This is a genomic window from Terrabacter sp. MAHUQ-38, from assembly GCF_014518425.1.
Lineage (GTDB): Bacteria > Actinomycetota > Actinomycetes > Actinomycetales > Dermatophilaceae > Terrabacter.
Map to the genome: position 1 here is coordinate 454,675 of NZ_JACVCU010000003.1, position 21,765 is coordinate 476,439.

General features: G+C 72.5%; 19 protein-coding genes. 5 read left to right on the top strand and 14 right to left on the bottom strand.

Annotated elements, in window-relative coordinates; all coding sequences use genetic code 11:
• Positions 1-108 precede the first annotated feature (108 nt).
• The 10 genes from H9I49_RS13120 to H9I49_RS13165 are packed head-to-tail and all read right to left on the bottom strand — an operon-like array spanning position 109 to position 9,481.
• Positions 109-1,665, bottom strand: a complete 1,557-nt coding sequence (locus H9I49_RS13120; protein ID WP_188030814.1) for a proton-conducting transporter membrane subunit — start codon at positions 1,663-1,665, stop codon at positions 109-111.
• Positions 1,662-3,167: a NuoM family protein gene (locus tag H9I49_RS13125; RefSeq protein ID WP_188030815.1), complete on the bottom strand. Its 1,506-nt coding sequence runs from the start codon at positions 3,165-3,167 to the stop codon at positions 1,662-1,664. The genes H9I49_RS13120 and H9I49_RS13125 overlap by 4 nt, the downstream gene beginning before the upstream one ends.
• Positions 3,158-5,071: an NADH-quinone oxidoreductase subunit L gene (locus tag H9I49_RS13130; RefSeq protein WP_188030816.1), complete on the bottom strand. Its 1,914-nt coding sequence runs from the start codon at positions 5,069-5,071 to the stop codon at positions 3,158-3,160. The genes H9I49_RS13125 and H9I49_RS13130 overlap by 10 nt, the downstream gene beginning before the upstream one ends.
• A complete protein-coding gene (gene nuoK, locus H9I49_RS13135) occupies positions 5,068-5,448 on the bottom strand; it encodes an NADH-quinone oxidoreductase subunit NuoK (protein WP_188030817.1) in 381 nt (126 codons plus the stop codon). Before nuoK ends, H9I49_RS13130 begins: the two co-directional genes overlap by 4 nt.
• Positions 5,445-6,032 carry an NADH-quinone oxidoreductase subunit J gene (locus H9I49_RS13140; protein ID WP_188030818.1) on the bottom strand — a complete coding sequence of 196 codons (588 nt, stop codon included), beginning with the start codon at positions 6,030-6,032 and terminating at the stop codon, positions 5,445-5,447. The genes nuoK and H9I49_RS13140 overlap by 4 nt, the downstream gene beginning before the upstream one ends.
• Positions 6,029-6,940: an NADH-quinone oxidoreductase subunit I gene (locus tag H9I49_RS13145; RefSeq protein ID WP_188030819.1), complete on the bottom strand. Its 912-nt coding sequence runs from the start codon at positions 6,938-6,940 to the stop codon at positions 6,029-6,031. The genes H9I49_RS13140 and H9I49_RS13145 overlap by 4 nt, the downstream gene beginning before the upstream one ends.
• 30 nt (positions 6,941-6,970) lie before the next feature.
• Positions 6,971-7,939, bottom strand: a complete 969-nt coding sequence (locus H9I49_RS13150; RefSeq protein WP_188030820.1) for a complex I subunit 1 family protein — start codon at positions 7,937-7,939, stop codon at positions 6,971-6,973.
• Positions 7,936-8,463 carry an NADH-quinone oxidoreductase subunit C gene (locus H9I49_RS13155; RefSeq protein WP_188030821.1) on the bottom strand — a complete coding sequence of 176 codons (528 nt, stop codon included), beginning with the start codon at positions 8,461-8,463 and terminating at the stop codon, positions 7,936-7,938. The genes H9I49_RS13150 and H9I49_RS13155 overlap by 4 nt, the downstream gene beginning before the upstream one ends.
• Complete coding sequence (gene nuoB / locus H9I49_RS13160; RefSeq protein ID WP_188030822.1) at positions 8,460-9,122, bottom strand: NADH-quinone oxidoreductase subunit NuoB; 663 nt, start codon at positions 9,120-9,122, stop codon at positions 8,460-8,462. Before nuoB ends, H9I49_RS13155 begins: the two co-directional genes overlap by 4 nt.
• Complete coding sequence (locus H9I49_RS13165) at positions 9,122-9,481, bottom strand: NADH-quinone oxidoreductase subunit A (protein ID WP_188030823.1); 360 nt, start codon at positions 9,479-9,481, stop codon at positions 9,122-9,124. The genes nuoB and H9I49_RS13165 overlap by 1 nt, the downstream gene beginning before the upstream one ends.
• 243 nt (positions 9,482-9,724) lie before the next feature.
• Here H9I49_RS13165 and H9I49_RS13170 point away from each other — a divergent pair, with 243 nt between their 5' ends.
• From H9I49_RS13170 to H9I49_RS13190, 5 genes are all read left to right on the top strand, one after another.
• The gene (locus tag H9I49_RS13170; RefSeq protein WP_188030824.1) at positions 9,725-11,623 is read left to right on the top strand and encodes a 2-oxoacid:acceptor oxidoreductase subunit alpha; all 1,899 of its coding nucleotides are present in this window, start codon (positions 9,725-9,727) and stop codon (positions 11,621-11,623) included.
• A complete protein-coding gene (locus tag H9I49_RS13175) occupies positions 11,620-12,729 on the top strand; it encodes a 2-oxoacid:ferredoxin oxidoreductase subunit beta (RefSeq protein ID WP_188030825.1) in 1,110 nt (369 codons plus the stop codon). Before H9I49_RS13170 ends, H9I49_RS13175 begins: the two co-directional genes overlap by 4 nt.
• 50 nt (positions 12,730-12,779) lie before the next feature.
• Positions 12,780-13,721: an EamA family transporter RarD gene (gene rarD / locus H9I49_RS13180; RefSeq protein ID WP_223128744.1), complete on the top strand. Its 942-nt coding sequence runs from the start codon at positions 12,780-12,782 to the stop codon at positions 13,719-13,721.
• A 49-nt stretch (positions 13,722-13,770) separates the two neighbouring features.
• Positions 13,771-15,381, top strand: a complete 1,611-nt coding sequence (locus H9I49_RS13185) for an MFS transporter (protein WP_188030826.1) — start codon at positions 13,771-13,773, stop codon at positions 15,379-15,381.
• Between the two features lie 66 nt (positions 15,382-15,447).
• A complete protein-coding gene (locus tag H9I49_RS13190; protein ID WP_188030827.1) occupies positions 15,448-16,878 on the top strand; it encodes an aspartate ammonia-lyase in 1,431 nt (476 codons plus the stop codon).
• A 139-nt stretch (positions 16,879-17,017) separates the two neighbouring features.
• Here the strand turns inward: H9I49_RS13190 and H9I49_RS13195 are convergent, their stop codons facing one another.
• The 4 genes from H9I49_RS13195 to H9I49_RS13210 all read right to left on the bottom strand — a co-directional run bounded on the left by H9I49_RS13195 (position 17,018) and on the right by H9I49_RS13210 (position 21,762).
• Positions 17,018-17,857 (bottom strand): VOC family protein, encoded by an 840-nt coding sequence (locus tag H9I49_RS13195; protein WP_188030828.1) that lies wholly within the window; start codon positions 17,855-17,857, stop codon positions 17,018-17,020.
• Positions 17,858-17,971: 114 nt separating this feature from the next.
• Complete coding sequence (locus tag H9I49_RS13200) at positions 17,972-19,291, bottom strand: D-arabinono-1,4-lactone oxidase (protein ID WP_188030829.1); 1,320 nt, start codon at positions 19,289-19,291, stop codon at positions 17,972-17,974.
• Positions 19,292-19,304: 13 nt separating this feature from the next.
• Positions 19,305-20,486: an alanine racemase gene (locus H9I49_RS13205; protein ID WP_188030830.1), complete on the bottom strand. Its 1,182-nt coding sequence runs from the start codon at positions 20,484-20,486 to the stop codon at positions 19,305-19,307.
• Between the two features lie 256 nt (positions 20,487-20,742).
• The gene (locus H9I49_RS13210; protein WP_188030831.1) at positions 20,743-21,762 is read right to left on the bottom strand and encodes a polyprenyl synthetase family protein; all 1,020 of its coding nucleotides are present in this window, start codon (positions 21,760-21,762) and stop codon (positions 20,743-20,745) included.
• Positions 21,763-21,765: the final 3 nt, after the last annotated feature.

The following is a 21,765-nucleotide window of genomic DNA, read 5'->3' on the forward strand; positions in this document are numbered from 1 at the left end:
AGGGTGTTCCCACTGGGCGCTCGCTGGGAGGCTGCTGGACGGCCGGCGCAGAGGCCCGTGGAGGATTGTCGTCAGCGCGACGTCTCCCCGCCACCAGGGGCGGCGACGTCAGCCGAGGAGACGAAGAAGCAGGTCCGGCTGCACGCTGACGACGACGAGGACGGCTGCTGCGACGACGAGCCCGGCGACCATGACCGGCCGCCGCGTGACCGTGCCGAAGGCGGCCGCCGACGCGTCGGCGGTGATGACGGCGCGCAGCCAGCGCAGGTAGACCGCGACGCCGATGACCGCGTTGACGGCGGCCACGACCGCGAGCCAGATCCACCCCTCGGCGACGACGGGCTGCAACGCGGTGATCTTGCCGACGAGGCCGATGATGCCCGGCGGGAGACCGGCGAGCGAGGTCAGGGCGAGCGCGAGGGCACCGGCCCGCCACGGGCTGCGCTGCCAGAGTCCCTCGTAGGCGGCGATGGTGCGCCCGTCGTGCGGCCGGTCGCGCAGCGTGACGGCGACGACCGCGAACGCGACGAGCGTGGCGACGACGTAGGTGAGCAGGTAGGTCGCGCTCGCGCCCACGCCGAGCGCGGAGATGCTGACGAGCGGCAGCACGACCCAGCCGGCCTGCGCGACGGTCGACCACGCGAGGAGGCGCACGACGTCGTCCTGGCGCAGGGCCATGACGTTGCCGAGGGTCATGCTGAGCGACGCGAGCACCGCGATCGACAGCAGCGCCGGCGTGCCGAGCACGGCGACCGCCCGCAGCACGACGAGCAGGGCGGCGAGGGCGGCGATCTTCGACACCGTGGCGAGGAAGGTCGCGACAGGCACGGACGAGCCGGCGTATGCCGTCGGCGTCCACGCGTGGAAGGGCACGAGCGAGAGCTTGAAGCCGATGCCCGCCAGGACCAGCACCGTGGCGAGCGCGACGAGCCCCGCCGACACCGACGGCCACACGACGACGGTCGGTGCCGTGCCGGCCGCCGAGAACGCGCCTGCCGACGACAGCGCAGCGTCGGGCGTCAGGAACGGGCTGCCCGTCGCCGCGAACCACAGCGCCACGCCGAGGACGAGCAGCGCGAAGGACACGAGAGACGTGACGAGCAGCTGGGTCGCACCCGCGACGGCCGAGCGCCGGCCCGAGAGGGCGACCAGGGCGATGACCGGCAGGGTCGCGAGCTCGAGGGCGACGAGCCAGGTGCCGACGTCGCGGCCGGCCGCGACGACGACGGTGCCGGCGAGTGCGGCGAGGAGCAGGACCGCCTCCACCGGCTCGCGGGTGCTGTCGGTCGGGCGACGTCGGCGCGAGCGCGGCCACGCGAGGGCGATGCAGACGAGAGCCGAGACGGCGGCGGCCAGCTGGAGCGTGCTGCCGAGCGCGTCGGCCTGCCAGAGACAGACCTGCGGCAGCCCGTCGACGGCGGGCAGGCTGCTGCTGCCCGCGCCGAACCCGCCGGTGACGCAGAAGGTCTCGCGCGTGGAGCCGCCGCCGAGCGACAGGCCGGGCAGCGTGGTCGCCGCTGACCCGAGCGAGGCGAGTCCCGCGATGGCGTACGGCACGCGGCGCAGCCGAGGCAGGAGGAGGTCGGCGACGAGCACGAGCACGAGCCCGGCGACGGGCGCGAGGGCCGGAAGCAGCACGCCGTAGTCGATGGTCAGGCCCTTCACGGCGTCACCCCCAGGCCGGCGAGCAGGCCGGTGGTGGCTGCGTCGGACAGCCCGAGGAGCAGGTGCGGCACGAGGCCGAGCACGACGATGACGACGACGAGGGCCATGGCGACGGCCCAACGGGCACCGCGCGAGTCGGCGACCGGCTCTGCGGCCGGCCCCTCGGCTGCCTCGCTGCCTTCACCGGCCCAGACGATGCGGGCGACGCGCAGCGAGTAGGCGGCGGCCAGGGCCAGACCGGCGGCACCGAGCACCACGCAGACCCGCAGCAGCGCCACCGGGCGGTCGCGTGCGGGCGACCACGCGGCATACAGCGCGAGGAACTCACCCCAGAAGCTGACGAGGCCGGGCAGGCCCAGGGCAGCGGCGAGGCCGACGACGAGCACGAAGCCGAAGCGGGGCGCCTTGTCGCGCAAGGCTGCTCGTGCCACCTGCAGGTCGGCTGAGCCCCACTGCTCCTTGAGGTCCCCGACGACGAAGAAGAGGAGTGCGGCGACGACGCCGTGGGCGATGTTGCCGAAGAGGGCCGCCTGCAGGCCGGTCTCGCTGCCCGACGCGATGGCGAGCGCGACGAAGCCCATGTGGGCGACGGAGCTGTAGGCGATGAGGCGCTTGAGGTCGCGCTCCACCAGGCAGGCGAGGCCTCCCCAGAGGATGCCGACGACACCGAGGACCGCGAGGACGGGGCTGAGCGCCGCGACTCCCTGCGGGACCGTCGCGACGACGACCCGCACGATGCCGTAGGTGCCCATCTTGAGAAGCACCGCCGCGAGCAGCACCGAGCCGGCCGTCGGCGCGATGGTGTGCGCCGAGGGCAGCCACGTGTGAAGCGGCCAGAGCGGCACCTTGATGCCGAGGCCCAGCAGCAGCAGCGAGGCGATCGCGATCTCGAGGGGCCGGGCGATACCGGCGCCGTGCCGGTCGGCGAGGACGGTGAGGTCGCTCGTGCCCTGGTGGTGCACGAGGAAGAGGATGCCGACGAGCATGAGGGTCGAGCCGAGCACCGTGAAGAGCACGAAGCGACCCGCCGCGTCGGCACGGGTCTCGTCGCGCACGTGGTCGTCGCCGAAGCGGCGCACCAGCACCCACATCGGCACGAGGACGACCTCGAAGGCGATGAAGAAGAGGATCGCGTCGCGCGCGAGGAAGGTCGCGAGCGCGCCCGTCTCGACGAGCAGGATGCAGCCGAGGAAGGTAGAGCCGGTGCCGCCCTTGGGGATCGGCCCCGCGAGCGCGTGGGCGACCACGGCCACGGTGAGCAGCGCCGTGAGCAGGACGAGCGCGGCCGAGATGCCGTCGACGCCGAAGTGCCAGCGCACCCCGAGCGAGCGGATCCACGGCACGTCGACCTCGTGGCGGCCCCACACCACGACGACCGCGAGCAGCGCCGTCACGACGGTCGACCCGAGGGCGATTCCGCGCTCGACGCGGGACTCGCCGGGGATCGCGATGAGGGCGATCGCCGCGAGCAACGGCACGAGGAGCAGGAGGGTCAGCGCCATGCCGCCACCCCCAGCACCGCGACGAGCACGACCCCGCAGAGCAATCCGAGGAGGGACATGGACGGCACGGCGCGGTGACTGCGCTCACCGACCCTGCCGGCGCCCCGCGCCACGGCGGCCGTGGCCCGCGGGTAGGCGTCGACGACGTCGCGGTCGAGCACGACGACGAGACGGGCGAGCGCCGTCACCGCCCGAGCGAAACCGGCGTATGCCGTGTCGGCACCGAAGCCGCGCACCGCGGACTCGCGCACGCTGACGGGCAGGCGCTCCGCCACGTCGGAGCGGCCCCGGTCGCTGAGGACCCACACGGCAAGCGCGGCTCCGGCGACGAGCAGGACCGACAGGAGGGCGCCGACGAGCCCGACGTGGACTGCGCCGCGCAGGCTCGACAGGAAGAGGGTGCCGACGACGGTGAGGGCGGCGAGGACGGACACGACGAACGCGGCCGGCAGCGTGATCGGCTCATGGCCGTGGGCGTGGACCCGCTCCACCTCGGCGTCGTCGGCGCTGTCAGCGGCGGTCACGACGGCGACGTCCTCCTCGGCCACGATTGCGGTCTCGTCGTCGGGCGCAGGAGCTGTGGCCGCGACCGGGGTGTCGAGGAGGAGCCAGGCCCGGGTGCAGTAGGCGGCGGTCAGCACGACCGTGACGAAGAGCGCCACGACGACGATGCGGGCACCGGCCCCCGTGCCCTCGAGCGCGGCGTCGATGACGGTGTCCTTGGTGAAGAAGCCGATGAGCGGTGGCACCCCGGCCAGCGCCGCCAGGCCGATGCCCATCGACCAGCGCAGGGCCCCGGTGCGCCGCAGCCGCCCGCGGAGAGCAGCGATCGCCGTGGCTCCGGTGAGCACCGACAGCCACCCGGCCCCGAGGAAGAGGAGCGCCTTGAAGAACGCGTGCCCGATGAGGTGCGCGATGCCCGGGCCCACCCTCGGGTCCGTGGGCGTGGGTGCTGGTGCGGCCGCGAGGGCGGCGAGCATGACAGCGATCTGGCTCAACGTCGAGTAGGCGAGCAGACGCTTGAGGTCAGTCTGGGCGAACGCCAAGAGCGCGGCGTAGACCATCGTCACCGCCGCCAGCACGGCGAGCAGGGTACGCGCGCCGTCGTGGCCCGCGTAGAGCGGGAAGAGCCGGGCGACGACGTACGTACCGGCGGCGACCATCGTCGCTGCGTGGATCAGCGCCGACGCCGGGGTCGGGCCCTCCATGGCGTCAGGCAGCCAGTCGTGGAACGGGACCAGGCCCGACTTGCCGGCGACCCCGATCGCGACGCCGACCAGCCCGATCGTCAGCAGGGCGGGCTCGCCCGTGGCCGTGAGCACCGCGAACAGGTCGGTCGAGTGGGCGCGGGCGGCGAGGGCGACGATCCCGACGACCATGCCGATGTCGGCCACGCGCGTGACCAGGAAGGCCTTGTAGGCCGCGCGGCGGGCCGCGGGGCGTTCGCTGTCGTGGCCGATGAGCAGCCACGAGCACCAGCCCATGATCTCCCAGCCGACGAGCATGAGGACGAGGTCGGCCGACTGGACGACGAGCAGCATGCCGGAGGCGAAGAGCGAGACCGTCGCGGCGAACTGGCCGTAGCGCGGGTCGTCGCGCAGGTACCACGCCGTGAAGACCTGGATCGCCAGCACGACGAGGGCGACGACGAACGACACGAGTCCCGAGACGCGGTCGGAGAGCAGGTGCAGGGGCACGGCGAGGTCGCCGAGCGGCAGGCGCCCGAGGGTGTCGATGTCGGCGCTCCGCGACGGAGCGATCCACTGGATGAGCCCCAGGACGGTGACGTAGGCCGACACGGAGATCGCGACGGCCGAAGCGACGGCCCGCTGCCTGCGGGCGAGGAGGCCCAGGAGCCCGGCGAGCGCCGGGAGCACGACGACCATGCGCACGATCCAGCTCACGGGGCCCCCTCCCGAGCCGGCGCTCGGTCCATGGCGGGCTGCACGTCCGTGTCGGTGGGCTCGTCCTCGTCGTCACTGAGGTCCGGCACGGCCGTGAGGTCGATGTTTCCGCTGCGCCGGAAGAGCACGAGGATGATCGCGAGCGCGACCGTGATCTCGGCTGCGGCGATGGTGATGACGAAGAGCGTCAGCACGGGACCCGCGGACAACGGCGCCCCGGCCCGCGAACCCGCTGTCACCAGAAGGAGGTTCGCGGCGTTGAGGATGAGCTCGACGCCGATGAGCACCAGGACGGCGTTGCGCCGCGCGAGGACGCCGTAGACGCCGATGCCGGCGAGCAGGGCGACGAGCGCAGCCGGGAACCCGAGATGGATCACGGGCGCTCCCCCGCCGGCTGGGTCGCGTCCGCCAATGCCGACGGGTGGGTGGTGACGCGTACGGTCGGCGCCTCCTCGCGGGTCAGGACGAGACGCGAGACCGCGAACGCCCCGATGAGCGCGACGAGGAGGAGTACCGAGAGCAGCTCGAACGGCCAGACCCACGTGCCGAAGATCGCCTGGGCGACCTGCGGTGTCAGCGACTCGGCGGTGTCGAGGTCGGCCCTCGCGCCGAAGAAGAGGGGCAGCAGGAGCGACGCGAGCAGGATGGTCGTCGCGGCACCGAGCACGGCGCCGGCCACGCGCTGCCAGGCTGGGGTGTCGATCTCGGCGTGCGGGCCGATCGGGGCCCGGGTCAGCATCAGTGCGAACAGGACGAGCACGACGATGGCGCCCACGTAGACGAGCAGCTGCACGAGGCCGACCAGCTCCTGGCCGAGCACGAGGTACGCGCCCGCGAGCGACCCGAGCGAGACGAGCAGCCACAGGGCGGCGTGCACCACGTGCTTCGTCGTCACCGACAGCAGGGCCGACAGGGCGGTCACGGCGCCGACGGCGACGAAGACGATGTCGCGGGTCGTCACGCGCGGCCCTCCTCGTCGGACGCCCCTGGCTCGTCGGCCGACCGTGTGGGCTCCTGGGACGACACCGTGGGCAGCACCTGGGTCGAGTCGCCCTGTGCTGCAACGGTGTCCGCGGCCTCAGAGGCGTCGGAGACGGGAAGGACCGTCGTCTGCTCTACGTCGGAGGCCGGCGGCACGGTCCCCGGGGGCTGCGCGGCCGGAGACCTCGGGGCCGGAGGCTGCGCGGTCGGCATGACGGCCGTCCGCTCGACGCCTTGCTCGGCGCCCCGCTCGACGGCGCGCTCGGCGGTGCGCTGGGACGTTCGCTCGTCGGTCCGCTCGGCTGTCCGCTCCGCGCGCACCCGCGCCGGGCGGGCAGCAGCCCCGGCCCCACGCGCACCCGCGGGTCCGGCGCCGGGCCCGCGGGCGGGCTTAGCGGCGGCGGCGACCTCGGCCGGGTCCGGGCTGCCCGGGTCGAGCGCGGCCGGCGGCGGGACGGTGGCCATCCAGGCGCCGAGGCGGTCCTTCTCGTGGATCAGGTCGCGGATGTCGAGCTCGGCGTACTCGAACTCGGGGCTCCAGTGCAGCGCGTCGAACGGGCACACCTCGATGCAGATGCCGCAGTACATGCACAGCGAGAAGTCGATGGCGAACCGGTCGAGGACGTTGCGCTGGCGCGCCCGGCCGCCGGGTGTCGTCGGCGGCAGCTCCTCCTTGTGCGAGTCGATGTAGATGCACCAGTCGGGACACTCCCGCGCACAGAGCATGCACGACGTGCAGTTCTCCTCCGTGAGCGCGATGACGCCGCGCGACCGCGGGGGCAGCGCCGGCGAGACGTCGGGGTACTCCGCCGTGTGCGTGTGCCGGGTCAGGGACCTCGCGGTCGTCGCGAGCCCCTTGACCAGCCCGGGCAGGATGCCGTCAGCCATGTGCAGTCACCATCCCTTTCGTCGCGTGGGTCATGGGAACACCACCACCCCGACGGCGGTGATCGCGACCTGGAGCAGGGCCATGGGCACGAGCCACACCCAGGCGAGGCGCTGGAGCTGGTCCTCGCGCATGCGCGGCCAGGAGACGCGCAGCCAGATGACGACGACGGCGACGAGGAAGCCCTTGAGCAGCGTCCACAACCAGCCGAACCAGCCCTCGAACGGACCGGCCCACCCGCCGAGGAAGAGCACGGCGAACAGGAGCGACAGCACGACGATGCCGGCGTACTCGGCGAGCAGGAAGAAGGCGAAGCGCAGCCCGGTGTACTCGGTGAAGGCGCCGAAGACGATCTCGGAGTCCGCGAGCGGCATGTCGAACGGCGGTCGCTGCAGCTCGGCGAGCGCCGACACGAGGAAGACGACGGCCCCGGGCGCCTGCCAGAGCAGCCACCACGGCGTCCACGCCTCGGCGATGCCGACGACGGAGAGCGTGCCTGCCGCGAGCGCGACCGATGCCACGGCGAGCACCATCGGCAGCTCGTAGGAGACGAGCTGGGCGGCGGCCCGCATCGCGCCGAGGAGGGAGTACTTGTTGGCCGAGGCCCACCCGGCCATGAGGGTGCCGACGACGCCGACCCCGATCACCGCGAGGACGAGCACGACGCTCGCGTCGACGCGGGCTCCGACGACCCTCGGCGAGAGCGGGATGACGGCGAGCGCCACGAGGTACGGGATCAGGGCCACGAACGGAGCGAGCCGGAAGACCCACCGGTCGGCCCGCGCCGGCGTGATGTCCTCCTTCTGCACGAACTTCACGCCGTCGGCGACGAGCTGCGCCCAGCCGTGGAAGCCGCCGGCATACATCGGCCCGAGGCGGCCCTGCATGTGCGCCATGACCTTGTGCTCGGTCTGGCCGACGAGGAGCGGGAGCACGAGGAAGGCCGCGAGGACGGCAGCCGCGCGCAGCACGACCTCGAGCCACGGAGCGAGGTCGCTCATCGAGGTCCCCATTCGGGGCCCGGCACGCCCGGCGCCTGCACCCGGCGACGGCCCGGGGCGCGCGCGGAGTCGTGGCCCTCGCCCGGCTCCTTGGCACCCGGCCACGCCTTCGACGCCCGCGCGGCGAGGACGAACGACTTGCGAAGCGGCGTCCCCTCGAAGCCGTCGGGCAGCAGGAGCGGACGCAGGCCGAGACCCGTGCCGTCGTCGAAGCCGTCGAAGTCGATGCCGAACATCTCGTGGGTCTCGCGCTCGTGCCACGCGGCGCCGCGGAAGATCCCGGTGAGCGACGGGACGGGCAGGCCCTCGGGGGCGCGCGTGCGCACCAGCACCGACGGCAGGCTTCCGGGCTCGTGCGTGTCGATGAGGTGGCACACGACGTCGAAGCCGGCGTCGTCACCCTCGCGGTCGGTCTCGTCGACCGCCGTCAGCCAGTCGAAGTACGCGTAGCCCTCCTCACGGAGTGCGAGCACAGTGCTCGACCACTCCCCGAAGGGCACGTCACGCACGTCGGTGACCTTCACCTGCCACCGTCCCCGGACCTCGCGCCACGCCGCACCAGCGGACGGCTGACGTCACCGGCGCTCGCGACCCGCGTGCCGGCATACCGGCCGCTCAGCCGGTGCGCCGAGAGCCGCTCGCTCGCGATCTGCTCCTGGAGGCGGATGATGCCGTGCAGCAGCGCCTCGGGGCGGGGCGGGCAGCCGGGCACGTAGACGTCGACGGGGACGATCTGGTCGACGCCCTTCGTCACGGAGTAGGAGTCCCAGTACGGCCCGCCGGAGTTGGAGCACGCGCCGAAGGAGATGACGTACTTCGGCTCGGGCATCTGGTCGTAGAGCCGCCGGATGGCGGGGGCCATCTTGTCGGTGACGGTGCCCGAGACGACCATGAGGTCGGCCTGGCGCGGGCCCGGTGCGAACGGGATGACCCCGAGGCGGATGAAGTCGTGCCGGCCCATCGACGCGGCGATGAACTCGATGGCGCAGCACGCGAGCCCGAAGTTGAACACCCACAGCGAGTAGCGCCGGCCCCAGTTGAGGACGACCTTGACCGGCTTGGGCGCATGGCCACCGAGGACACCCATCGACGCGGGCCCGATGGTGGGCATCGGCAGGCTGACCGGTTGGCTCGTGGGCTGACTCGTCGGCTGACTCGTCGGCTGGCTCGTCGGCTGGTCCATCACACCCACCTCAGCAGGCCACGCCGCGCTGCGTGCGCCAGCCCGAGCACGATGACGCCGATGAAGATGCCCATCTCGACGAGGCTGGCGCCGCCGAGGGCGGCGTCGCGGATCACCGTGGCCCACGGGAACAGGTAGATCGCGTCGACGGCGAAGATGACGTAGAGGAAGGAGAAGACGAAGTACCGGACCTTCGTCTGCGCCCAACCCTCGCCGACGGGGTCGACGCCCGACTCGTACGTCGTCAGCTTCGCCGCGTGCGGGGCGCGCGGAGCCAGCAGCCGTCGGGCGAGCATCGCGGCGGTGACGAGCAGGACGCCCGCCCCCAGCACCGCGGCGACGGCCACGTACCCGGACATGACAGTCAGCCTATCCAGACGCACCTTCCGTATGCCGTGTGGTGCCGTCCCGCTCCTGCGCCGGGACCCAGCGAGCGTCAGCGCCCGCGCGTGGCCTGCGCGGCACCGCGAATTGTCGCCGGGAATTGTCCACGTAATGGCAACCTCCGCAAATGTGAATTCGAGGCGATCTACCATGGAAATTGCCCGCCGCACAGGGCCCCGGGCAGTGAATCGTATGGAAGTTCGAGGACATCGCAGAGCATGAGCACCAAACTGGTCCAGAAGCTCGATCGCGTGGTCATCCGATTCGCCGGGGACTCCGGTGACGGTATGCAGCTCACGGGTGACCGCTTCACGTCGCAGACGGCGCTGCTCGGCAACGACCTGTCCACGCTGCCGAACTTCCCCGCGGAGATCCGGGCACCCCAGGGCACGCTGCCGGGTGTCTCGAGCTTCCAGCTGCACTTCGCCGACCACAACGTGCTCACGCCGGGCGACCGGCCGGACGTCCTCGTCGCGATGAACCCCGCCGCCCTCAAGGCCAACCTCGGCGACCTGCCCCGCGGCGCGACGATCATCGTCAACACCGACGAGTTCACGAAGCGCAACCTGTCGAAGGTCGGCTACGTCGCGAGCCCGCTCGACGACGGCTCGCTCGAGAGCTACCACGTGCACCCCGTCGCGCTGACCTCGATCGCCGTCGAGGCGCTCGCGTCGTTCACGGACCTGACCCGCAAGGAGAAGGAGCGCGCGAAGAACATGTTCGCGCTCGGCCTGCTCTCGTGGCTCTACACGCGCCCCATGGACGGCACCGAGTCCTTCCTCAAGGCGAAGTTCTCCGACAAGCCGGAGATCCTCGAGGCCAACCTCGCCGCGCTGCGGGCGGGCTTCCACTACGGCGAGACGACCGAGGACTTCGCCGTCTCCTACGAGGTCGCTCCCGCGCGGATGGATGCCGGCACGTACCGCAACGTCACCGGCAACGTCGCGCTGTCGCTCGGCCTGGTCGCCGCCGCGCACCGCGCGCACCTGCCGCTCTTCCTCGGCTCCTACCCGATCACTCCGGCCTCCGACATCCTGCACACGCTCGCCGGGCTCAAGCGCTACGGCGTCGCGACGATGCAGGCAGAGGACGAGATCGCCGGCGTCGGCGCGGCGCTCGGTGCGTCCTTCGGCGGTGCCCTCGGTGTGACGACGACCTCCGGTCCCGGCCTCGCGCTCAAGGCCGAGACGATCGGTCTCGCCGTGTCGCTCGAGCTGCCGCTGATCGTCTGCGACATCCAGCGCGGCGGGCCGTCGACCGGTCTGCCGACGAAGACCGAGCAGGCCGACCTGCTCCAGGCGCTCTTCGGCCGCAACGGCGAGTCGCCCGTCGCCGTCATCGCGCCGTCGACCCCGGCCGACTGCTTCGACATCGCCGTCGAGGCCGTCCGCATCGCCACGACCTACCGGACACCGGTCATCGTGCTGTCCGACGGCTACCTCGCCAACGGCTCCGAGCCGTGGCGGCTGCCGCGCACGGCCGAGCTGCCCGACATCACGGTCGAGTTCGCGACGGAGCCGAACGCCGTCGACGGCTCGGGCGCGCCGGTGTTCCACCCGTACCTCCGCGACCCCGAGACCCTCGCACGGCCCTGGGCCATCCCGGGGACGCCGGGTCTCGAGCACCGCGTCGGCGGCATCGAGAAGGCCGACATCACGGGCAACATCTCCTACGACCCCGACAACCACGACCACATGACCCGGCTGCGTCAGGCCAAGATCGACGGCATCGCCGACACGATCGACCCGCTCGGCGTCGACGACCCGACCGGCGACGCCGACGTGCTCGTGCTCGGCTGGGGCTCGACGTACGGCCCGATCGCCGCGGCCGTACGCCTCGCCCGCGCCACCGGTGCCCGCGTCGCCCAGGCGCACCTGCGCCACCTCAACCCGTTCCCGGCCAACACCGGCGACGTGCTGCGCTCCTACCAGCGCGTCATCGTGCCCGAGATGAACCTCGGGCAGCTCGCGATGCTGCTGCGCGCGAAGTACCTCGTCGACATCGAGTCGCACACGTCGGTGCGCGGCCTGCCGTTCCAGGCCGGCGAGCTCGCCGACGTCATCGCCGCCGCCGTGGCTTCCGTGTCGAACGCGCCCCTCGAGGAGGCCGCCAAGTGACCACCGACCTCGGTCTTCCGACCATCGGCCCGGATGCCTCGGGCACCGCGGGCGTCCCCCGACTCGCCGACGGCACCGCCCTGACGAAGAAGGACTTCACGTCCGACCAGGAGGTGCGCTGGTGCCCCGGGTGCGGCGACTACGCGATCCTCGCCGCCGTGCAGGGATTCCTGCCCGAGCTCGGCCTCAAGCGCGAGAACATCGTCTTCGTCTCGGGCATCGGGTGCAGCTCGCGCTTCCCGTACTACCTCGACACGTACGGCATGCACTCGATCCACGGCCGCGCCCCGGCCATCGCGACCGGCCTCGCCGCCACGCGCGAGGACCTCTCGGTATGGGTCGTCACGGGTGACGGCGATGCCCTGTCGATCGGCGGCAACCACCTGATCCACGCGCTGCGTCGCAACGTCAACCTCAAGATCCTGCTCTTCAACAACGAGATCTACGGCCTCACCAAGGGGCAGTACTCCCCCACGTCGCACGTCGGCCAGGTCACGAAGTCGACGCCGCTCGGCTCGCTCGACACGCCCTTCAACCCGGTGTCCCTGGCCCTCGGCGCCGAGGCGAGCTTCGTCGCACGCACCATGGACTCCGACCGCCAGCACCTGACCTCGGTGCTGCGCGCGGCCGCAGAGCACCGCGGTTCGGCGCTCGTCGAGATCTACCAGAACTGCCCGATCTTCAACGACGGCGTGTTCGACGTCCTCAAGGACCGCACCGAGGCGGCCGCCCGCATCCTGCACCTGACCGACGGCGAGGAGGTCGCCGCGGGCGACAACGTCGTGGTCCGCGACGGTCGCGGCTCGCTCGCGGTCGTGCCTCGCGCCGACGCCGACCCGGCACACATCGTCCGTCACGACGTCTCGGCCGACGACCCGTCTGCGGCCTTCGCGCTCTCGCGGCTCGACAGCCCTGACCTCGGCCACGTGCCGATGGGCATCTTCCGCAACGTGCAGCGTCCGACCTACGACGACGCCCTGCGCGACCAGATCGCCTCGGCCCGCACGGGCGAGGTCACCGACGCCGACATCGACGCGTTGCTCGCGGGTCGCGACACGTGGACCGTCGGCACGCCCGCCGGCGCGGGCGGGGTCGCGGAGGCGTGACCTCGACCGACCGCACCGACGCCGTCGTCACCACCGGGGCGCCCTCCGGCCTGCCCACGGCACCACACGGCGAGGTGGGGCGGGGCACCCTGCTCGGGTTCGCGGCATACGGGCTCTGGGGGCTCTTCCCGCTCTACTTCGACGTGCTCCGGCCGGCCGGGCCGTGGGAGATCCTCGCCCACCGCATCCTCTGGACCTTGCTCTGCTGCGTCGTCGTGCTCCTCGTCGTGCGCGACCTCGGCTGGGTCCGGCCGCTGCTGCGCCGGCCCCGGCTGCTGGCCGGCACCGCCGCCGCCGCCGTCCTCATCGCCGTCAACTGGGTCGTCTACGTCGCGGCGGTCACGTCGGGCAACACGTCAGAGGCGGCGCTCGGCTACTTCCTCAACCCGCTCGTCACGGTCGCGCTCGGTGTCGTCGTGCTCGGTGAGCGGCTGCGGCCGCTCCAGTGGGTGGCGGTCGCGACCGGCGTGGTCGCGGGCGTCTACCTCGCCGTCACGGGCGGTCGCGTGCCGTGGGTCGCGCTGACACTCGCCGTGTCGTTCGCGCTCTACGGGCTGACGAAGAAGAAGGTCGGCGTCAGCCTCGACGCCATCCACGGTCTCACCGTCGAGACGGTCGTGCTCGCGCCGGTCGCCGTCGTGCTGCTGCTCGTCGTCGGGGCGCAGGGTGGCCTCGAGTTCGGGCAGCACGGCCCCTGGCACACCTCGCTGCTCGTGCTCTCGGGGGTCGTCACAGCGGTGCCGCTGCTCTGCTTCGCGGCCGCGGCCCGTCGCATCCCGCTCGTCTCGATCGGGCTCATCCAGTTCATCACCCCGGTCATGCAGCTGCTCTGCGCGGTGCTGCTCCTCGGCGAGCACATGCCGCGCGAACGGTGGGTCGGCTTCGGCATCGTGTGGCTCGCACTCGTCGTGCTGACCGTCGACTCGCTCCTGGGCCTGCGCGGCGCCCGCGCCTCCCGCCGCGACCTGCCCGTCGACGACTGCCCGCGCTGAACCGTCGGCCAACAGGCGTGCACCGCGGCTGCGGTGACAGACTGCGGGGGTGAGCGTCATCGCCTCGGGGTCCACCACCGGCCGGTTCATCATCGCGGCCGCCGTGCTCGGGTCGGGGATGGCGCTGCTCGACGGGACCGTCGTCAACGTCGCTCTCGTCCGCATCGGTGAAGACCTCGACGCAAGCCTTGCCGACCTGCAGTGGATCACCAACGGGTACCTGCTCGCGCTCGCGTCGCTCATCCTGCTCGGCGGTTCACTCGGTGACCGGTTCGGCCGGCGCCGGGTCTTCCTGGTCGGCGTCGCGTGGTTCACGCTCGCGTCCGCCGCGTGCGGGCTCGCGCAGTCGCCCGGACAGCTCGTCGTCGCCCGGGTCCTCCAAGGTGTCGGAGGCGCGCTGCTCACGCCGGGCAGCCTCGCCATGATCCAGGCGTCGTTCAGACCGGAAGACCGCGGCAAGGCGATCGGCACGTGGTCGGGGCTCGGCGGGATCGCTTCTGCCATAGGCCCGTTCGTCGGCGGCTGGCTCGTGCAGTACGCGAGCTGGCGCTGGGCGTTCCTCGTCAACGTGCCTCTCGGGGTCGCGACGGTGTGGATCGCGTGGCTGCACGTCCCCGAGACGCGCGACGAGAGTGCCGACCACCACTTCGACGTGGCCGGTGCCTTTCTCGCCACGCTGGCCCTTGGCGTCACGACCTTCGCCCTGATCCAGTACGAGTCGCTCGGGCCGGGCCTGACAGCGGCGGTCAGTGCGGTCGGCCTCGCGATCGGTGCCGCCTTCGTCAACCGCGAGCGCCGCACCCGCCACCCGATGGTGCCTCCGGCGCTCTTCAGGTCACGCCAGTTCAGCGCCGCCAACGCGATGACGCTGCTGGTGTACGCCGCGCTCGGAGCGGTGTTCTTCTTCCTCACCCTGCAGCTGCAGACGGTGCTCGGCTACGGACCGCTGCTGGCGGGAATGGCCTCGCTGCCGGTGACGGTGCTCATGCTCTTCCTCGCGGCGCGCGGCGGGGAGCTGGCCTCACGCATCGGGCCACGCCTGCCGATGGCCGCCGGGCCGGTCGTCTGCGGACTCGGCACGGTGCTGCTCGCCTGGGTCGGCGCCGGCTCGACGTACGTGGCGGGCGTGCTCCCCGGCATCACGGTCTTCGGCCTCGGACTCGTGCTGCTCGTCGCACCGCTCACCGCGACGGTCCTCGCGGCTGCGCCCGACCGGTATGCCGGTGTGGCCAGTGGCGTCAACAACGCCGTCGCCCGCGCCGGCAGCCTTCTCGCGGTCGCCGCTCTGCCGGCCGTCGTCGGGCTCAGCGGCACGGACTACGCACGACCCGAGGCGTTCTCGGCGGCGTACCGCTTCGCGATGCTGCTCTGCGCCGGCCTGCTCGTCGCCGGTGGTGTCGTGTCGTGGCTGCTCATCCGCAACCCGGACGACTCGGAGGCGGTGACGGCCCAGGCGGCGGCCCAGGCGGCGGCCCGTGCGGAGGGTGGCGCCGCGGGCGAGGAGCTCGCGGCTGCCGGCACCGCGCGTGAGGCCGGGTCGGTCGCGAGGCCGGCCACCCGGCATATGCGCTCGGCTCCGGCGGGCTGGTCGTGCGCCGGCTCGGAGGGCTGCCCCGGCACGAGCCACGGCTACCACGACCACGCCGGCTCCCGCTCCTGACGCGCGCGTCGGGCCCGGCTGCCGGCTCGGAGGGTGGCCGCTGCCGGGCTGGCGCATGATGGAGGCATGAGCGACGCCGCCTCCCAGGACTTCCGGACCGAGCACGACTCGATGGGCGAGGTGCAGGTCCCCGCCGACGCCCTCTGGGGTGCCCAGACGGCACGCGCCGTCGAGAACTTCCCGATCAGCGGCCAACCGGTGCCCGCCGGGGTCGTTCACGCGCTCGCCCGGCTCAAGGCCGCCGCGGCTGAGGTCAACGCCGAGCTCGGCGTGCTCGACGCCGACCGCGCCGAGGCCATCGCCCGTGCGGCGGGCGAGGTCGCAGACGGTGACCACGACGACCACTTCCCCGTCGACGTCTTCCAGACCGGGTCGGGCACGTCGACGAACATGAACGTCAACGAGGTCGTCGCCCGGCTCGCACACCTCGCGAGCGACCTCGACGTGCACCCGAACGACCACGTCAACGCCGGCCAGTCGAGCAACGACACGTTCCCGAGCGCACTGCGGATCGCGGCCACGACGGCAGCCGTCACCGAGCTCGTGCCCGCGCTCGAGCACCTCGCGACCGCGCTCGGGCGCAAGGAGTCGGAGTTCGCCGACGTCGTCAAGGCCGGGCGGACCCACCTCATGGACGCCGTGCCGGTGACGCTCGGGCAGGAGTTCGGTGGCTACCGACGCCAGATCGAGCTCGGAGCGAGCCGGGTGCGCACCGCGGCAGACGCGACGAGCGAGCTGCCGCTGGGTGGCACCGCAGCCGGGACGGGTCTCAACGCGGCGCCGGGCTTCGCGCGCAAGGTCATCGAACGGGTGGCCGCCGTCACGGGCATTCCGTTCCGAGAGGCCGTCGACCACTTCGAGGCGCAGTCGGCACAGGACGCCGTCGTCGAGCTCTCGGGCGCCCTCAAGGTGGTCGCGGTCAGCCTGACGAAGATCTGCAACGACCTGCGCTGGATGAGCTCGGGGCCCCGCACCGGCCTCGGCGAGATCCACCTGCCCGACCTGCAGCCCGGCTCGAGCATCATGCCCGGCAAGGTCAACCCGGTCGTGCCGGAGGCGACGCTCATGGCGTGCGCGCAGGTCATCGGCAACGACGTCGTCATCACGACCGCGGGGGCGGCCGGCAACTTCGAGCTCAACGTCATGCTGCCCGTCATGGCCAAGAACGTGCTCGAGTCCATCGGGCTGCTCGCCAGCACGGCCCGACTGCTCGCCGACCGCTGCGTCGACGGCATCACGGCCGAGGTCGAGCACGCCCGGGCGCTGGCCGAGGGCTCGCCCTCTATCGTCACGCCGCTCAACCGCTACATCGGCTACGAGGCCGCAGCGGCCGTCGTCAAGCAGGCCGTCAAGGAGCGCCGGACGATCCGCGAGGTCGTCATCGAGCAGGGTCACGTCTCCGGCGGCAAGCTCACCGAGCAGCAGCTCGACGAGGCGCTCGACGTGCTGTCGATGACCCGGCCCGAGACGGAAGGCCGGCCCGCCGCAGCGACCTGAGCGGCTGGGTTCGTGCCCGGACCCGCGGCTCGGGACACAGGCTGCGGTTCGGGGCAGGGCCCGCCCGGCGCAGCGCAGTCCCCGCCCCGAAGCGCAGTCCCCGCCCCGAAGCGCAGTCCGTGCCCTCGGGCCGCCGGCGTCAGCCGAGAAACTGGCTGGCGGTGAAGACCGCACCCTGCGGGTCGCGCACCAGCGCGGTGCGGGTCCAGTCGCCGTCGTTGGTGCGCAGCACCGTGCCGCCGAGCTCGGCGACCCGGTCGGCGGTCACATCACGGTCGGCCACCGTGAACGTCACGTGCCAGCCCGGAGTCTCGCCGGGAGCCACCGGCCCGACCCAGCCGATCGCGTCGGCGAACCCGGGAGGCACGCCCGCACCGGACTGCCGCTCGTGGATACCGGGATCGACCGTGGCGGCCAGGTGGTCGCCGTATCCGGGCACCCGGATCATCGTCGCGAAGCCGACGTCGGAGAACTCCCAGCCGAAGACGGTCTGGTAGAACGGCTGCGCCGCCTCCGGGTCGTCGACGTGCAGGTCGCTGAAGTTCCACGCCCCGGGCGCGTTGGTGACCTGGGCACCGAGCCGCCGCCTGGCCTCCCACAACCCGAGCTGTCGTCCCTGCGGGTCACGCACGATGACCGATCGTCCGCCCTCCCCCGCGACCGTCGGTGGCTGAACGACGAGGCCCCCGGCCTGCTCGATGCGGGCGGCCGCCGCGTCGGCGTCGTCGACGGCGACGTAGGTGTTCCAGCCCGTCCGCGCCACGTCACCGCCGCCGGGCGAGGCGGGACCGCCGACAGCGCCGACGTCCTTGCCGTCGAGCTGTGCGACGAGGTAGCGGAAGGGCGCGCCCGGGGGCGTCGCCTCGGCGTACGACCAGCCCATGACGCCCCGGTAGAAGTCCGCGGCGGCCTCGACGTCGTGCTGCTCGGTGTCGACCCACGAGGTGACGCCCTCGGGATAGGTCCTCTGCTGGGGCACGGCATCCTCCTCGATCTCGACTGCATCTGCCCCCACGGTAGGGGCGGCCCCCGACACCCCGGCGCGCCCGGGAAGCCTCCCGTTCTGCTCGACGGCGCACGTCAGGCCCGACCGTCAGTCGCCGAGCACCCGCTCGAGGTAGGGGTTGCCGAAGAGACGTCGCGGGTCGACCCGGTCACGCACGGCCACGAAGTCGTCGAACCGCGGGTGGACCGACCGGAGGTAGCCGGCGCCCTGCGTGTGCATCTTGCCCCAGTGCGGGCGACCTCCGTGGTTGACCGCGATGGCCTCGAACGCGTCGAAGTACGCACCGCGCTCCTGCCGGTGGTACTTGTGGATCGCGATGTAGCAGCTCTGCCGTTCGTATGCCGTCGAGAGCCAGACGTCGTCGGCCGCCGCCACGCGGCACTCCACGGGGAACGAGATCCGCTCGTCGTGCGTGTTGACCCACTCGCGCAGCTCGAGCAGCACCTCGGTGAGGGCCGCGCGGGGGAAGGCCCACTCGGACTCCATGAACCGCACCTCGCGGGGGGTGACGAACACCTTGTCAGAGCTGTCGGTGTACTGGCGCTCGGTTAGCGCGCGCGAGGCGACGGCGTTGATGCCGCGCGTCGACCGCGGTAGGCGCGTCGCGACCCGGTTGGTCAGCTCGAAGAAGCGGTTGCTCAGCAGGTCGTCGTCGAGCTTCTCGCGCCACGTCGGCAGCGGCCGCCTGAGCGTGCCCTCGGGGACCCGGTTGTTGCGCTTCGTCTGGGTGCGGTCGGTGTGCGGGTACCAGTAGAACTCGAAGTGGTCGTTGGCCTCGGCCGTGACGTTGACGTGGTCGAGCAGGTCGAGGAGCGGCTCGGGCTTCTCGACGGCGTGAAGCAGGAACGCCGGCACGACTCCGATGGTGATCTCGGTGACGATGCCGAGCGCCCCGAGCCCGAGGCGCGCGGCCTGGAAGAGGTCGGGCTCCTGGGTCGGCGAGCACGTGACGACGGACCCGTCGGCGAGCACCAGACGCAACGCCCTGATGCCCGCCGAGAGTCCGGGCACGCGCAGGCCCGTGCCGTGCGTGCCGGTGGCGGTGGCGCCCGCGAGGCTCTGCCGGTCGATGTCGCCCAGGTTGGGCAGGGCGTAGCCGAACACCGCCAGCTCCTCGTTGAGGACATGGAGCGGGGTACCCGCCCGGACCGTCGCCTCCCCGCGGGTCGAGTCGATCGAGGTGACTCCCGTCAGGGCCCCGAGGCGCAGCTGCACGCCGTCGGTGACGGCAACACCGGTGAACGAGTGGCCGGCGCCGATGGCCTTGACCCGCAGACCGCGCGCGGCCGCGCGCTCGACCTCCTCGACGACCTCGGACTCGCTGCGAGGCGTCGCCACGCGGGCGAGCTTCGAGCGCTCGGTGCCGGACCAGTTGGACCACTCGACGCTGCGCACGACGCCTGCCACGCCATTGACGCGTTCAACCAAAACAGTGCCCTTCTCCACGATAGGTCGCGGCCACCCCGATGACCCGGTCGCCCCCGACCGCGCTGACGAGCGCGAACTGCGTGAAGCGCTCAGCCAGCTCCCCTGCCTTGGCGTGCCGGAACCATACCCGATCTCCCAGTGAGAGCCGGTCGGCGCCTGGGCCCGTGAGCGGCGTCTGGACCTCTCCGGCTCCCTCCCGGCGGATGAGGCCGAGGTCGTGCTCGGGCAGCGGGCTCGGCACGCGTGACCACCCGGGCGGACCGGACGCAACGTAGCCGCCGCCGTATGCCGTCACCATCCCCTCGCCGGGCCGGCGCACGACCGGGGCGGCGAAGTAGGCGGCCGGTCGCAGGGTCAGGTCGTCGTAGCCGTCGAAGAGGGTCGGGGCGAACAGACCCGAGCCGGCGGCGAGCTCGGTGAGGCAAGGGTCGAGGTGGGTGACGTGCAGGCTGCCGGTGCCGCCGCCGTTGACGAGCTCGAGGTCGGCCAGTGCGCGGGCCGCGGCGACGACCTCGCCGCGACGGCCGCTCAGCTCCTTGGCCGAGAACGCCTTCATCCGGCGCACGACCGGTGAGGTGTCAGGCAGTCCGGCGATCTGTGCGTCGTAGAACATCAGGCCGGAGACGACGAGGCCGCGCTCATGCGCGCGGCGAATGACGGCCTCGACGTCGGCGGGTGTGCGCACGGGCGAGCGACGCACGCCCAGGTGCGCCGGGCCGACCCGCAGTGAGGCGTCCACGTCGACCGCGACGCGCAGGCCCTCGTGTCCCGAGACCTCGCGGGCGAGGAAGTCGACGTGCTCGACGCTGTCGATCATGACCATGACGGCTCGCCGCAGGGCCGGGTCGGAGGCGACCTCCGTCAGCGCCGGGACGTCGACGCTGGGGTAGGCGACGAGCAGGTCCTCGTGCCCTTCTCGTGCCCACCACAGCGCCTCGCGTACGGCGTAGCACATGAGGCCCTCGAAGCCGTCGCGGCCGAGCGCGCGCTTGATGAGCGGCCGGCTGCGCAGCGACTTCGTCGCGATGCGGATCGGCAGGCCACCGGCGAGGGAGACGAGCGTGGCGGCGTTCGCGTCGAAGGCGTCGAGGTCGACGACGGCGAGGGGTCCGGGCAGGTCGGCGGTCGCCGCCGAGAGGCGCGCCGCGACGGGCGGCGACAGGCGGCGATGCATGCCCAGCACCCTACTGCCCGCCCTCACCACACCCCTCCCCCAGTCGAGTGGTCACTTCCGCACCGAGCCCCGGCCGCCCCACCGTCGAGTGGTCACTTCCGCACCGAGCCCCGGCCGCCCCACCGTCGAGTGGTCGATTCCGTACGCCATCCCGGCGTACGCAAGTGACCACTCGACGTGGCGGGGCGTACGGGAGTGACCACTCGACGTGACCGGGCGTACCGGAGTGACCACTCGACGTGGCGCTCGGGTGAAGTCAGCCGACGCGGGTGACGACGCTCATCGCGAGGGCCTGCAGGGCCGTCTTCGCGTCGCTGTCGGGCAGCGGGTCGAGCAGTGCCTGCGCCTCGCGGGCGACGGCATACGTCTCCGCGCGGGCCTGCTCGAGCGCCGGGTGGGCGCGAAGCAACGCGACCGCCTCGGCCAGGGCGGCGTCGTCAGCCGACAGGTCGCTGCCCAGCAGCTCGAGCAGACGGGCGTCGGCGGGCACCGTCGGGTCGGCCGAGCCACGGAAGCGCAGCACGGCCAGGGTGTCGACGCCCTCACGCAGGTCGGTGCCGGGAAGCTTGCCGCTGTCGTCGGCGTCGGACGCGATGTCGATCAGGTCGTCGGCGAGCTGGAAGGCCACCCCGACCTTCTCGCCGTACGCCCGCATGATCTCGACCGTCTCGGGCGCGCCGCCGCTGAACATGACGCCGTAGCGCCCCGCCGTCGCGATGAGCACGCCCGTCTTGTCGGCGAGGACGCCGAGGTAGTAGTCGACGGGGTCGACACCCTCCGGACACGGCCGGTCGTCACGGATCTGCCCGGAGCACAGGCGCACAAAGGTCTGCGCCTGGATGAGCACCGCCTCGGCCCCGAGGCCCGCGACGAGCTCGGAGGCCTTGCCGAACAGCAGGTCGCCGACGAGGATCGCCGTCGAGTTGTCGTAGGCCGCGTTGACCGAGGAGACGCCCCGGCGCACGGTCGCCTCGTCCATGACGTCGTCGTGGTAGAGCGAAGCGAGGTGGGTCAGCTCGACACCGGCCGCCGCCGCCACGACCTCGTCGGTGACGCCGTCGCCGAGCTCGGCCGCGAGCAGCGTGAGCATCGGCCGGAACCGCTTGCCGCCGGCCTCGACGAGGTGCCCCGAGGCGCGCGCGATGAACGGGTCGTCGTGATCGACGACCTCGGCGAGGAGCGCATCGACCCGGGCGAGCCCGTCGCGCAGGCGCGCCGACAGCTCCGCGGTGACGCCCGGGATCCCGAGCACCGGCGGGGTGGCGTGCGTCGTCATCGA